Genomic DNA, 13465 nt, shown 5'->3' with positions numbered 1-13465 from the left:
CTTGGCAAGGCACGGGCTCGGTTCGGGTGCTCGCCGCTTACGCCTCGATTTCCAGCGCCGACAGCGGCTTCGAGCAGCACGCCAGGATGAAGCCATCGTCGACCTCGTGATCGAGGATGCCGCCATTGTGGCTCATCTCGACAGCGCCGGAGACTTTCTTCACCTTGCAGGTTCCGCACAGGCCGAATTCGCAGGCGGCGGGAATTCGCACGCCCGAGGCGCGCGCCGTCTGCAGCACGGTCTGGCCGGCGACGCAGTCCGCATCGACATCCGAAAGCGTGAACCGGATCGGCGTCACGGCCTCGACAGGGCCGGCAGTACCGTCTTCTGCCGGTGCTGTGAACGGTGCCGGGATTTCCTCCACCATCGGCGCGGCAAAGCTCTCCTGGTGATATTTCGTCATGTCGAAGCCGGCTGCCTCGAGCATGCCGCGTACCGCACGCATGAAGGGGTCGGGACCGCAGCAGAAGATTTCGCGCTCACGGAAATCGGGCGCCAGCAGCGGCAGCCGGATCGCGTCGATCCGGCCCATATGCCCGTACCAGCCCTCGCGGCTAGACCGCTCTTCGATCATGAAGCCGAGTGACAGGCCCGGCATATGCCCGCCGAGCAGTTCGAGCTCCTTGCGAAAGATGATCTCTTCCGCGCGCCGCGCGCAGTTGACGAAGCCGACGTCGGTCCATGGCGCGCAGTCGTTCAACCAGCGCAGCATCGACATCATCGGCGTTACGCCGGAGCCGGCCGAGATGAACAGATATTTGGCCGCCGGGTGGCTGTGCAGCGAAAAGTCTCCGGCCGGCCCATAGGCCTTGACGTGCGAACCGGGCCTCAAATGTTCGAACATCCAGCGTGTGCCGACGCTGCCGGCCTGCGCCTTTACCGTCACCGCGATCGAGAACGGCCGTGACGGTGAAGACGACAGCGTGTAGGTGCGCATCAGCGGCCCATCGGCGGTCGGCAGCTCCAACGTCACGAACTGGCCCGGCTTGTAGCGGAACCAGGTCTGGTTGTCGGAACGGAAGGTGAAGGTCTTCACGTCGGGCGCCTCGTCGCTGACGCCGATCACTTCCAGCACCTGCAGCCGGTCGTTCCAGGGTGCCATCTGGTCGAGATGACGATAGAGGCCAAGGTCCGTCATCGCATTCATCCTCTTGTCCCCTGTGTTCCGTGCATCGCTTGATCCCAAGACGCTGCGTTTTTGCAGCCAAGCGTGTCCGCTTGGCTACAAAAAAAATTGCTCTAGGCGACGCTACGCAGGGCCGGCCTGCCATCGCCGGCCAGGCGCGGGCCGATGAACGACGAATACCATTCGACGAACTGGATGACGCCACCTTCGTGCAGTTCCGAATAGGGACCGGGCTCGTAGGCCGGCGACAGAATGCCGAAGGCGTTTTCCTCGACGATGCGGCGGTCCTGGTCGTTGGTCTCCGTCCAGACATGGGTGAGTTCGGCGAGATCGTAGTCGACGCCTTCGACCGCATCCTTGTGCACCAGCCATTTCGTCGTCACGGCGGTTTCCGTGGCACTGATCGGCAGCACGCGGAAGGTGACGGCGTGGTCGCCGAGGATGTGGTTCCAGGTTGTCGGATAGTGGTAGAGCAGCAAGGAACCGATCCGATCGGTGGCAACGCTGTCTGACAGGTTCTTCTTGACCGCGCGCTTGCCCGTCATCGTGTAGCTGACGGCATCGCGCAGCAGCGGCGCGCGGGTGGCGCGGTATTGCCCGGCCGGATCGATGCGGAACTTGCTCGGCAGGCCGGCCGCCTCGCATTTCGCCCAGTGCGCCAGCATTTCCGGGTCGCTGTCGGCGCCTTGCACGCCGGTCACCGTAGGCGCTTCCGGAAACGTCTTGCAGAGTTCGGGATGGTTGCCGGCGCAGTGGTAGCACTCGCGGTTGTTTTCCCAGACCAGCTTCCAGTTGCCTTTCTCGACGATCGTACTCTCGAAGGCGACTTTTGCTTCGCTGAGCCGGTGCGGCTTGAGATAAGGCTCTATCATCGCCCGCATCGGCGCGAAATCCGCCGGCTCCTTGGCCAGGCAGATGAAGATGTAGCCGGCCACGCTCTCGCAGGCGACCGGCTTCAGGCCGAACTGGCTCTTGTCGAAACCGTCGGCCATCTGGCGGGCGAAAAGCAGGCGCCCATCCAACTCGTAGGTCCACTGATGATAGGGGCAGACCAGCTTGGCGGCCGTGCCTTTGTCGGAGTTGCAGACGCGGCTGCCGCGATGGCGACAGGAATTGTGGAAGGCGTTGATCTTGCCTTGCTGGTCGCGGACAAGGACGACCGGGTAGTCGCCGATCTGCGCGGTGATATAGCTGCCCGGCTTCGGCAGTTCGCAGTCATGGCCGATGAACAGCCAGTCGCGATACCAGATCAGCTCCATGTCGAGCTTGAAGAAATCGGGGTCGGTGTAGAAGGGCTGCTCGAGCGAGAAACCGCCTCTGCGGTTCTCCAGCAGCCTCAGCATGTCGTTGCGCACATCCATGTCCTGTCCTCGCGTTAAGGACTGACTATGGTGGTGATGGAGGAAGGATTGGACGCAGGCCAGGGCGAGCCGGCATGCATCATCCGCCTCTTGACCGCCCACCGCGATCAGTCGAGTCTAGAATCTCGGCTGGTTTCCGGGCTCTGGAGTTGTCCTTGCGGACGATCGCGACACCTTCCCAGGCTTGCACCCAGTGGTCTCCCGTTGCGATTTGAACTCCACCACCGTTGCGGGGGCAGCGCCGGATTCTGACCGGCTTCCCAATTCTCTGCCCCGTCGTCACGAAGCGGCACCTGAGATGGCGCGATCTAATCACGACACGCGTCGTGGCGTCGGCATGAAAACGACATCGCATCCATGCGGCGCGACACGCATAAGCGATAGTTCGATCGAGGATCGGGGCTCTTGAAATCGTCTCATCGCCGCCCCGCCGGGGGTCGGGTTTCGATCTTTGGCAGAAGCAAAAAGGGCTAACGGTTTCGAAAAGTGACTATTAGCAGCGCCTAAAATCGAACCGAACGGTTCGTTTCTGTTGACGGTGCGTGCAGGACAGTGTGAACACTCGGCCTCCGACACAGTTGGTGATGGGAGTGGAGCTTTCATCTAATCATCTGATATTTAACGGGAAAAATCGCAAGTAGAAGGTTTTGGCCCAGTTTCAAGAGGTGGATTCATGGTCCAGTCGGAACAACTTCGTGATTGGCAATGACCAGATGACTTTCCCACATCGGGGCTGTCCGAACGACGCGATTTCCTCCCAAGACACGCCGCTAGACGGACGGGAAAATACTGGAGTACCTAAAATGAAAAAAATTGTCCTCACTGCCGCCGCCCTTCTGGCCATTTCCGGCAGCGCCTTCGCCATTGGTAGCGACCACTATGGTTCGAACGCCCCGGCAGCCACTGCTGTCGACAGCTCGTACACCGCTTCGGTCAAGAAGTCGGAACCGGCTGCTCAGACGCCTGCTCAGGGCAGCGACCGCAACCTCTTCGGCAACAACTAACAACCGATTGCCAGCAGGTGGCCGGCTCGCCCGCCGCCCTGGTGAAACCAAATTCAGGAGACTTGAAATGAAGACGATCATTCTTGCTGCCGCCGCCGTTCTGGCCATCTCCGGCAGCGCCTTCGCCGATGGCGGCAACTATGGCTCGAACGGCGCCAACCAGCCCGCGGTTACTTCGACCGACAGCTCGTATACGGCTTCGACCCAGAAGTCGGCTCCGGCTGAAAAGCAGCCCGTCCAGGGCGCCGATCGTAACCTCTTCGGCAATAACTAACAGCCAATTCCCCGTGGACGGCGGGCTTCCCCCCCGCCCCGGTGGAACTTGAAATTCAGGAGACTTGAAATGAAGAAGATCATCCTCGCTACCGCCGCCGTCCTGGCTATCTCCGGTAGCGCTTTCGCCGGCAGCGACAATTTTGGCTCCAATGGCGCCAACCAGCCTGCCACAACCGCTGTCGACAGCTCGTATACGGCTTCGACCGGCAAGTCGGAGCCGGCCACGCAGGCGCCTGTAACCCAGGGCAGCGACCGCAACCTGTTCGGCAACAACTAACATCTGACCGCAAGGCGGCGGCTTGCCGCCGCCTTGGATTAGCGAATACGGAGTATCAAAAAATGAAAAAGATTGTTCTCACTGCCGCCGCTCTTCTGATTGCCGCCGGCAGCGCCTATGCCCGCAACGACAACGTTGGCGGCACCGACATCAACAAGCAGGCGACCGTCAACGTCGACACCTCGCACACGGGCTCGATCCGCAAGAGCGAGTCGCCCGTCTACAAGCTGCTCAATTCGGCGGGCGACGTACCGAAGTCCGCCCCTCAGGGCAGCGACCGGAATCTCTTCGGCCGCTAACAGCCGAAGCTGATTTCCAAAAAAAAGCGGCGGGCCTGGGCTCGCCGCTTTTTCGTTATCGGGACGTGGTTCCGTCTCAGGCCGCTTTCGCTTCCGCTTCATGAAGCGCGAAGGACCGCCCCTCGGTGTCGAATATATGCAGGTCCTCGCCATTGGCGCTCAGCCGCAATGTCGAGCCGCGCTTGACCTCGACATTGCCAGGCAGCTTGGTCACCAAGGGCAGATCGGCGCGGCCGATATCGATGTAAACGAGCTGAACCTCGCCGAGCTGTTCGACATAGTCGACCGTCCCTTCGAACAGATAATCGCCACCGCTGGCGATGATCAGATCCTCCGGCCGTACGCCGAAGCTTACCGCCGTCCCCTTTGCCGAAGCAGGCGTCGAGATCGGCACGGTTGCCTTGCGACCGCCGACATGGCTGACGATTGTCGCGTTTCCGGTCCTTTCGATGGTCGCCGGCAGGATGTTCATGGCCGGTGAGCCGATGAACTGGGCGACAAAAAGATTGCCTGGCTTCTTGTACAGATCCATCGGCGTGCCGACCTGTTCGATATGGCCGTCCTTGAGCACCACGATGCGGTCGGCCAGCGTCATCGCCTCGACCTGGTCGTGTGTGACGTAGATCATCGTCGTGTTGGGCATCGATTCCTTGAGCTTGGCGATCTCGATACGCGTGGCGACGCGCAGTGCCGCATCGAGGTTCGACAGCGGCTCGTCGAACAGGAATACTTTCGGATTGCGCACGATGGCGCGGCCAATGGCAACGCGCTGGCGCTGGCCGCCCGACATCGCCTTGGGCAGGCGGTCGAGATATTTGGTCAGCTGCAGGATTTCCGCCGCCTGGCGCACGCGCCGGTCGATCTCGGCCTTGCTCTCCTTGCCGATCTTCATCGAGAACGCCATGTTGTCGTAGACGGTCATGTGCGGGTAGAGCGCATAGGACTGGAACACCATGGCAATGCCCCGCTTCGAAGGCGGCACGTCGTTCACCACCTCGCCGTCGATCCTGAGTTCGCCGGAGGTGATCTCCTCGAGCCCGGCGATCGAGCGCAGCAATGTCGACTTGCCGCAGCCCGACGGGCCGACGAAGACGATGAACTCGCCAGATTTGATATCGAGGTCGATGCCGTGGAGAATGTTGAGATTGCCGTAGGACTTCTTCACTTGTCTTAGCGTGACATCGGCCATGATTTCCCTCCGAGTGATTTCCTCAAAAATTCAGTCGATACGCCCGAACCAGGCGCCGTAGCCGCCGAGGCGGACGGAACCGCCGCCGGACTGTCCCGGGAATCCATGCCCGGACAAAGGTTGCAGCGATCGGCCGCCAAGGTCAACCTCGGCCGGCCTCGCGCCAAGGTTGAAGACGCAGACGACCTGTTCATTGCCCGCCTGGCGGGTGAAGGCAACTGTATCGCCCTCGCTTTCGAAGAAGGTGATATCGCCCTTGGCCAGCGCTGGATGGGCGCGCCGGAAGGTCAGGAAGCGCCGGTAATGTTCCAGCAGCGACGCTTCATCGCCCTGCTGGACATTGACCGCTTGCGACAGATGCTTGGCAGGCACCGGTAGCCAGGGCTTTGCCGAGGAGAAGCCGCCATTCGTGGCGCTGCCATCCCACACCATCGGCGTGCGGCAGCCGTCGCGGCCCTTGAATTCCGGCCAGAAGCGGATGCCATAGGGGTCCTGCAGATCCTCGAAGCGAAGGTCGGCTTCGCCGAGCCCGAGTTCTTCGCCCTGATAGATGCAGACCGAGCCGCGCAGCGACATCAGCAGCGCCGAGATGACCTTGAGATAGGCGGCCGGGTCGGCCTCGTTAGCGGCCCAGCGCGAAGCCGGGCGCATCACGTCATGGTTGGAAAAGGCCCAGCAAGACCAGCCGTCGCTGGCCGCCTTGCCGAACGCCTCCAGCACCGAGCGGACCTTGGCCGCGCTGATCTTTTCCGGCGCCAGGAAGTCGAAGGCATAGCACATGTGGACCCGCTTGCCGCCGGCGGTGTAGGCGGCCACCACGTCCAGCCCGCGTTGCGAATCGCCGACCTCGCCGACCGCCGCCGTCGCCGGATACTCGTCGAGCAGGGCGCGAAACCGTTCGAGGAAGCCGAGGTTTTCCGGACGGCTCTTGTCGTAGATGTGGTCCTGGTAATTGTAGGGATTGACCGCGGGTGCGGTCTGGTCGTTGCGTTCCTCGGGCGGCAGCGGCGGGTTGTTTTCCAACCCCTGGCTGTGGAAGTAGAAATTGATGGTGTCGAGCCGGAAGCCATCGACGCCGCGCTCCAGCCAGAAGCGGGTGACGTCGAGCAGCGCGTCCTGGACCTCGCGGTTGTGGAAGTTGAGGTCCGGCTGCTCGGCAAGGAAATTGTGCAGATAATATTGCTGGCGGCTGGTGTCCCATTGCCACGCCGATCCGCCGAAGATCGACAGCCAGTTGTTGGGCGGCGTACCGTCCGGCCGGGCGTCCGCCCAGACATACCAGTCGGCTTTCGGATTGGTGCGGTTCGACCGGCTTTCCTTGAACCACGGATGAATGTCGGCGGTGTGCGACAGCACCTCGTCGATCATCACCTTGAGGCCCAGCCTGTGCGCTTCCGCCGTCAGCGCATCGAAGTCGGCAAGCGTGCCGAACATCGGATCGACATCGCAATAGTCCGAGACGTCGTAGCCGAAATCCTTCATCGGCGACTTGAAGAACGGCGAAATCCAGATGGCGTCCGCGCCGAGCGCGGCGATGTAGGGCAATCGCCCGATAATGCCCTTGAGGTCGCCGATGCCATCGCCGTTCGAATCCTGATAGCTGCGCGGGTAGATTTGGTAGATCACCGCACCTCGCCACCAGTCGCGGTCGACGGCGAGATCGGGCTTCGAACTGGCCTTCAAAGCGGATTGCATTGTCTCAGCCTCCTTTCACCGAGCCGGCAAGCAGCCCGCGAACGAAATAGCGCTGCAGCGAGAAGAACACGAGCAGCGGCACGATGATGGTCACGAAGGCCGATGTCGTCAGGATCTCCCAATCGCCGCCGCGTGAGCCAAGCAACGCATTGAGCTTGGCGGTCAGTACGATCTGGTCTGCTTCCGTACCCAGGAAAACCATCGCCACCAGCAGATCGTTCCATACCCACAGGAACTGGAAGATGGCGAAGGAGGCCAGCACCGGGAACGACAGCGGCAGCACGATCTTGACGAAGATCTCGAAATCGCTGGCGCCATCAATGCGCGCCGATTCCATGATCTCTCGCGGCAGCCCGGCAATGTAGCTTCTGAGCAGGTAGATGGCGAAGGGCAGGCCGAAACCGGTATGCGCCAGCCATATGCCGAGATAGGTTTTCGACGGCATGCCGAAGAAGGCGCCGACGCCGTTGTAGAGTTTCAATAGCGGGATCAGCGACATCTGCAATGGCACCACCAGCAGGCCGATGATGACCGCAATCAGCAGCGCGCGGCCGGGAAAGCGCATCCAGGCCAGCGCATAGGCGGCAAAGGCCGCGATCAGGATCGGGATGACCGTCGCCGGTATGGTGACGGTCAGCGAATTCATGAACGAGCGGCCGATGCCTTCGGAAAACAGCACCGTGCGGTAGTTGTCGGTGGTGAATTTCGGTGGTGCCGACGAGGCATAGTAGACACGCTGGCCGCGATCGCCTTCGAATGCCTTGGGCGATTGCATGACGAAGCTGCCGTCGGCATTGAGCTGCAGGGTCACGCCGTCGCCGAGATCGGCTGACGTGCCGGCGGAATACTGCGTTGGCGCCGCCGACTTGACGCCGAAGGCGCTGATGTCGCGCTTGGCCCCATCGCCGAAGATATTGCCCTCGAGGACGAACTTGCCGTCCTTCTCGACCTGCGCCGAGGCAGCGGGCAGGCGGCCGGCTTCCGTCTGGGTGGAACTGGCGAACGAGTTCCACCAGCCCGAGGCGATGATCTGGTTCTTGTCGCGCAGCGAGGAGACCAGGATGCCGAGTGTCGGGATGGTCCAGATCGTAACGAAGACCAGCACCGCGATGTGGACGCCGAAGCGGCTGGCAAAGGAATTTCCGGTCGCGACGGCCATCTCAGTGTCCCCCCGTCTCTTTATTGGCCTGGCGGATATTCCAGACCATGATCGGAATGACCGCGATCATGATGATGATGGCGATGGTGGCGCCGCGGCCGAAATCGCCGCCGCCGCGGAACATCCAGTCGAACATCAGATTGGCCAGCACCTGACTGTTCCATTGGCCGTTGGTCATGGTCAGCACGATGTCGAACACTTTCAGCACCAGAATGGTGATCGTGGTCCAGACGACGGCGATGGTGCCCCAGATCTGCGGCACCATGATCTTCCAGAAGATCTGGAACGGGTTGGCGCCGTCGATGACGGCGGCTTCCAGCGTTTCCTCAGGAATGCCGCGAAGCGCCGAGGACAGGATGACCATGGCAAAGCCGGTCTGGATCCAGATCAGGATCACCATCAGGAAGAAATTGTTCCAGAACGGCAGCGATATCCAGACCTGCGGCTGGCCGCCGAAATGCTGGATGACGGCATTGAGGATGCCGATCTGCGTCTGGCCTTCGCCGCGGTACTCGTAAATGAATTTCCAGATGACGCTGGCGCCGACGAAGGAGATGGCCAGCGGCAGGAAGATCAGGCTCTTGGCGATCGTGCCCCACCAGATCTTGTCGGTGAGCACGGCAATGATCAGGCCGAGGAACGTGCAGGCGGCAGGCACCACCGCCAGCCAGAGCACATTGTTGAGGATCGAATTGCGGAACTCGCGGTCGCCGAAGGCCCACTGATAGTTGGCCAGGCCGACGAAGCTGACGCCGCCGCGATCGAGGAAGGACAGCCGCAACGTCTCGACCACCGGGTAGATCAGGTAGATGGTCAGGATGATCATCGCCGGGCCGACGAACAGCCAGGGCCGGATCAGGCCTTGCCGGCGCAGATTGTCGACGGCGGCAGCACCAGAGACGCCGCGCGAGGGAAAGGTGATGTCGAGCAGTTTGTTGGCGCCCCAGAAATAGGCGACACAGCCGCCGACGCCGACGATGATGACAAATATGGCCGAGAAAATCTGAGCCGCCATGGGTCCCTCTCCCTGCGCATGACCGGCCAGGCCGAACAATCCTGGCGATGGATGATGCGCCGATTCAGTTAGTCGGAACGATCGAACGCAAAGCCGGTCCGGCGTCGCTGCCGGTCGGATCCGGGCCGGCAAGGCCCGGATCCAGTATGAGGATCAGGAAGTTCTGAAGTGCGGCCGAGGCCAGCTGCCAGACGTTTTACTACCCGAGCTTTTACTTGATGGCGTCCCAGCTCTTCTGGATGTCGGTGGCGACGTCCTGCGCGGACTTGCCGCCGACCAGGTCGATCATGCCGGTCCAGAAGGAGCCGGCGCCGATCTTGCCTGGCATCAAGTCGGAACCATCGAAGCGGAAGGTCGAGGCATTGGCCAGGATTTCGCCCTGCTTCCTCAGCGCATCGCTGGCATAGGCCTCTTTGTTGACCGTCTTGAGCGGCGTCACGAAGCCGCCTTCAGCCATCCAGATCTCGTGCGCAAGCGGCATCTTCAGGAATTCGATGAACGCGCGAGCACTCTTGCTATCTTTCGTTATCATGGCGAGCGTGCCGGCGCCGAGCACCGGCGTGCCGAGGTCAGGCTTGGACGCGTAGGGCGGGAAATAGAAGAAATCCGCGTCCTGGCCGATCTTGGTTCCTTCCGGGAAGAAGGTCGGGATGAACGAGGCCTGGTGGTGCAGGTAGCATTTCGGCGGCACCGAGAAGAGGCCCTTCGGGCTATCGCGGAAATCGGTCGCCGCCACCGCCTTGGCGCCGCCATCGACCATCTTGTCGTCGGTCGCGATCTTGCCGAAAATGTCGATGGCGTTGACCACCGCCGGATCGTTGAACGGTATCTCGTTCTTCACCCATTTGTCGTAGACTTCCGGCGACTGCGTGCGCAGCATCAGGTCTTCGACCCAGTCGGTTGCCGGCCAGCCGGTGGCGCCGCCCGAACCAAGCCCGATGCACCATGGCGTGCCGCCATCGGCAATGATCTTCTTCTCGAGGTCGGCGAGTTCTTCCTGCGTCTTCGGCACCTTGTAGCCGGCTTCCTCGAAATTATCCGGCGAGTACCAGACCAGCGACTTTACGTCGGCCTTGTAGGGGAAGGCGAAGAAGCCCGGCTTGCCGTCCTTGTCCTTGAAGGTGCCGAGGTCGACCCATGACTGGCCGGCGCCGTAATTGTCCTTGATCCATTTGGCGGTATCGTCGCCGAGTGGTGTCAAAAGACCCTTCGATGCCAGATCCTGGATCAGGCCGGGCTGCGGCAGCACGGCGATGTTGGGCGGACTGCCGGCTTGCGTGTCGATAACGATCTGCTGTTCGTAATTCTCCGAGGAGGAATATTTTATTTCGACGCCGGTGGCCTCCGAGAAATAATCGAGTACACCGCGCACCAGGCCTTCGTCCTCGCCGCGCCACGGCCCGAAGATCGACAGGGTCTCGCCCTTGAGGTCGACTTTCTTGAGCTCTTCGTAATTTGCCCAGTTGAAGCGCTTGTCTTCGCCCGGCTTGAACTTCAGTTCAGCCTGCGCGGGCGCGTTCAGGGCGAGCGTGGCAAGCGCGGCGCCCAGCAAAAGCATTTTCTTCATCGGTATTCCTCCCAGTGGGGTCACAAACACCGGACGGAACCTCCATTCCGCCCGCCGACGCCGCAGGACTGTGACTCAGTCGGAAAGGAACCGCAACCTTTCGAAGAGCCTTCCAAAGCGCTTTGGCTTTTCTGATCTCGCCATTGAATCACTCGGGAGTCAAGAGGCGCTCGGGTTAATCGATTTAATTTCAGGCATTCGGTGCTCGAAAAGGTGCGCTGCAGCATGCTTTTTCGGCGGTGCAGCAGAAATTCTTGTTTCAAACCCGTCCCGTCCGCGCTTATGGTCGCTGCTGGATGAGCGCGCCTTTGTGGCGCTTGGGTCGATTCAACTTAAAAGCGCTTTGGGGCGTGGAGGCCTCTCGTGAACCTGAAGCAGCTCGCGCATATGCTGGCGCTTTCACAGACCACGGTAAGCCGAGCGCTGAACGGCTATCCCGAGGTCAACGAGGAAACCCGCCGGCGGGTGATGGACGCCGCCAAGCGCCACGGCTACCGCCCCAATCCGAGCGCGCGGCGGCTGGCGACCGGCAAGACCGGAATGATCGGCTATGTCCTGCCGACGGGAGCCGCCGTCGACATCGATCCGCACTTCGTCGAGTTTCTGTCCGGCCTTGGCGATTATGCCCGCGCGCACGAACTCGACCTGGTGCTGTCGCCGGCCGACGCCGACGACCAGGAGACCACCTACCGGCGCATCGTCGCCAACCGGCAGGTCGACGCCGTCTACATCTCCTCGCCAAAACCCGAGGACCGGCGCGTGGCGCTGGTCAACACGCTCGGCATTCCCTTCATCGTCCATGGCCGCAGCGAAGGCTTCGATTTCGACTATCCCTATCTCGACATAGACAATGAGGGTGCCTTCCACGAGGCGGCCAGGCTTCTCATCCAGCTTGGCCATCGGCGGCTGGCGTTGATCAACGGCGACGACCGCGAGACCTTCGCTGTCCATCGCGAGCGCGGCGTGCGCCGGGCGTTGGCCGCAAGCGGGATGACGCTGGGCGAACATCATGTCTGCTCGGTGGTCATGACCGAAGAGAATGGCTATCGCGCCACCAGGCGTTTGCTGGAGGCGAGCGACGCCCCGACGGCGATCGCCTGTTCCAGTCTGATCATGGCATTGGGCGTCGTGCGCGCGGTGCGCGACCTCGGCCTGGCCATTCCCGGCGACGTGTCGCTGATCGCCCATGACGACGTCTTTCCCTGGCTGAGGCCGGAGAATTTTTCGGTGCCGTTGTCGACGACGCGCTCGTCCATCCGTCTTGCCGGCGCGCGCATCGCCGAGCGGCTGGCGGCACGGATCTCCGGACTGGAGGAGGGCGCCCGCAGCGAGGTCTGGCCGGTCGACCTGGTGGTCAGGGGTTCGGTGGCGGGTGCGCCTGCCTAAGGCAATTCCAGGAAAAATGTGAACGGTTTCCCCGGAAAAGCGCATAGCGCTTTCCCCAGCAAATTGCCTAAAATGAAGGGATAGAGCGTTCGGCGCTTCCGTGAAACGGTGAGCCGCTTGGGATCAAACCCATTGTCGTCTCAGTCTGTGGATTTGAGATGATCGATGAAGGCGCGCAGTTTCGGCAGGACCTGGCGCTTGCCGGGATGATAGAGATAGACGCCCGGCGTCGTGGTGGCGATGTGATCCAGCACCGCCTTGAGTTTTCCTTCGGCTATCGGGCCTTCGGCGACAGGTCGAGGCGTCTGCGCCAGCCCGACGCCTTGCATCGCGGCCCCCAGCAATGTCGGATAGTCGTGCGCGATCAGCGGGCCTGACACCATAGCCTCGATCGACCCGTTGCCGTCGACAAATGACCAGGGCGCTATGGCGCCGTTCGACCGGCGCAAGCGCAAGCAGGCATGGTGGCGCAAATCGTCGACGCGTTCGGGGTAACCGTGGCGTTCCAGATAGTCCGGGCTGCCGACGACCACGAACGTGAAAGGCGGCGTCAGCCGCACCGCGACCATGTCGGGTGCGATGAACTGGCCGAGGCGGATGCCGGCGTCGAACCCGCCGGCCGCGAGATCGACCATCTCGTCGCTCGCGGCGATCTCCAGCTCGATCTCGGGATAGGCTCGGCAGAACGACGCGATCATCGGCTCCAGGATCAGCGGCACGACGGCGCGAGGCACGGACAGCCGCAGCAGGCCGGTCGGCCGTTGCCCGACGTCACGAGCGGCTTCGCCGGCCGCGACGATCTCCTCGAACGCAGGGCCGGCGCGGTCGAGGAACCGCTGACCGGCCTCGGTCAAGCCAACGCTCCGCGTCGTGCGGGCAAACAGCGCCGCACCCATGCGCGCTTCCAGCGCACGCACCGCCTGACTCACCGCGGATGGCGTCACGCCGAGATCCGCGGCCGCACGACGGAAATTGCGGCGCTTGGCGACGGCCAGGAAAACCTCGACGCCTTCCAGCGCGCCGTGCCGGATTGTGTAGCTCTGCTTCATAGGTTGTTTCGATTACAGCGGATGGTCGAATTATGGAAGCGGGATTAGGAATTGATGACGCT

The 13465-nt window shown here is 62.0% G+C and carries 13 protein-coding genes and 1 riboswitch; of the genes, 5 read left to right on the top strand and 8 right to left on the bottom strand.

Annotated features, from left to right (window positions below):
• Positions 1 to 37: 37 nt before the first annotated feature.
• Complete coding sequence (locus NKJ26_RS24790) at positions 38 to 1138, bottom strand: FAD-binding oxidoreductase (protein WP_352697780.1); 1101 nt, start codon at positions 1136 to 1138, stop codon at positions 38 to 40.
• 101 nt (positions 1139 to 1239) lie between these two features.
• Positions 1240 to 2487 (bottom strand): aromatic ring-hydroxylating oxygenase subunit alpha, encoded by a 1248-nt coding sequence (locus NKJ26_RS24785; RefSeq protein ID WP_352599836.1) that lies wholly within the window; start codon positions 2485 to 2487, stop codon positions 1240 to 1242.
• A gap of 110 nt (positions 2488 to 2597) precedes the next feature.
• Positions 2598 to 2800, bottom strand: a riboswitch (cobalamin riboswitch).
• 490 nt (positions 2801 to 3290) lie between these two features.
• On the opposite strand from NKJ26_RS24785, the gene NKJ26_RS24780 reads away from it, so the two are divergent.
• The 4 genes from NKJ26_RS24780 to NKJ26_RS24765 all read left to right on the top strand — a co-directional run bounded on the left by NKJ26_RS24780 (position 3291) and on the right by NKJ26_RS24765 (position 4343).
• Positions 3291 to 3491, top strand: a complete 201-nt coding sequence (locus NKJ26_RS24780; RefSeq protein ID WP_352599838.1) for a DUF680 domain-containing protein — start codon at positions 3291 to 3293, stop codon at positions 3489 to 3491.
• Positions 3492 to 3558: 67 nt separating this feature from the next.
• Positions 3559 to 3765, top strand: a complete 207-nt coding sequence (locus NKJ26_RS24775; protein ID WP_352697777.1) for a DUF680 domain-containing protein — start codon at positions 3559 to 3561, stop codon at positions 3763 to 3765.
• A 69-nt stretch (positions 3766 to 3834) separates the two neighbouring features.
• The gene (locus tag NKJ26_RS24770; RefSeq protein WP_352697775.1) at positions 3835 to 4044 is read left to right on the top strand and encodes a DUF680 domain-containing protein; all 210 of its coding nucleotides are present in this window, start codon (positions 3835 to 3837) and stop codon (positions 4042 to 4044) included.
• Positions 4045 to 4106: 62 nt separating this feature from the next.
• Entirely contained in the window at positions 4107 to 4343 is a 237-nt protein-coding gene (locus NKJ26_RS24765) for a DUF680 domain-containing protein (RefSeq protein ID WP_027023902.1), read from the top strand.
• 76 nt (positions 4344 to 4419) lie between these two features.
• Here NKJ26_RS24765 and NKJ26_RS24760 read toward each other — a convergent pair whose 3' ends face one another.
• The 5 genes from NKJ26_RS24760 to NKJ26_RS24740 all read right to left on the bottom strand — a co-directional run bounded on the left by NKJ26_RS24760 (position 4420) and on the right by NKJ26_RS24740 (position 10968).
• Positions 4420 to 5532: an ABC transporter ATP-binding protein gene (locus tag NKJ26_RS24760; protein WP_352599844.1), complete on the bottom strand. Its 1113-nt coding sequence runs from the start codon at positions 5530 to 5532 to the stop codon at positions 4420 to 4422.
• Positions 5533 to 5562: 30 nt separating this feature from the next.
• Positions 5563 to 7227 (bottom strand): beta-galactosidase BglA, encoded by a 1665-nt coding sequence (bglA, locus tag NKJ26_RS24755; protein ID WP_352697773.1) that lies wholly within the window; start codon positions 7225 to 7227, stop codon positions 5563 to 5565.
• A gap of 4 nt (positions 7228 to 7231) precedes the next feature.
• Positions 7232 to 8386 carry a carbohydrate ABC transporter permease gene (locus NKJ26_RS24750; RefSeq protein ID WP_352599846.1) on the bottom strand — a complete coding sequence of 385 codons (1155 nt, stop codon included), beginning with the start codon at positions 8384 to 8386 and terminating at the stop codon, positions 7232 to 7234.
• A 1-nt stretch (position 8387) separates the two neighbouring features.
• Entirely contained in the window at positions 8388 to 9401 is a 1014-nt protein-coding gene (locus tag NKJ26_RS24745; protein WP_352697771.1) for a carbohydrate ABC transporter permease, read from the bottom strand.
• A gap of 211 nt (positions 9402 to 9612) precedes the next feature.
• On the bottom strand, positions 9613 to 10968 hold the full coding sequence (locus tag NKJ26_RS24740; protein ID WP_352697769.1) for an ABC transporter substrate-binding protein: 1356 nt from the start codon (positions 10966 to 10968) through the stop codon (positions 9613 to 9615).
• Positions 10969 to 11331: 363 nt separating this feature from the next.
• Here NKJ26_RS24740 and NKJ26_RS24735 point away from each other — a divergent pair, with 363 nt between their 5' ends.
• Positions 11332 to 12354 (top strand): LacI family DNA-binding transcriptional regulator, encoded by a 1023-nt coding sequence (locus NKJ26_RS24735; RefSeq protein ID WP_352599852.1) that lies wholly within the window; start codon positions 11332 to 11334, stop codon positions 12352 to 12354.
• Positions 12355 to 12494: 140 nt separating this feature from the next.
• Here the strand turns inward: NKJ26_RS24735 and NKJ26_RS24730 are convergent, their stop codons facing one another.
• A complete protein-coding gene (locus NKJ26_RS24730; RefSeq protein ID WP_352697767.1) occupies positions 12495 to 13403 on the bottom strand; it encodes a LysR family transcriptional regulator in 909 nt (302 codons plus the stop codon).
• Positions 13404 to 13465: the final 62 nt, after the last annotated feature.

The organism is Mesorhizobium sp. M0152, from assembly GCF_040322415.1.
In the GTDB taxonomy this organism is placed as follows: Bacteria; Pseudomonadota; Alphaproteobacteria; order Rhizobiales; family Rhizobiaceae; genus Mesorhizobium.
The sequence above is the reverse complement of the archived record's forward strand: the minus strand, read 5'-3'. Positions and strand labels throughout refer to the sequence as shown.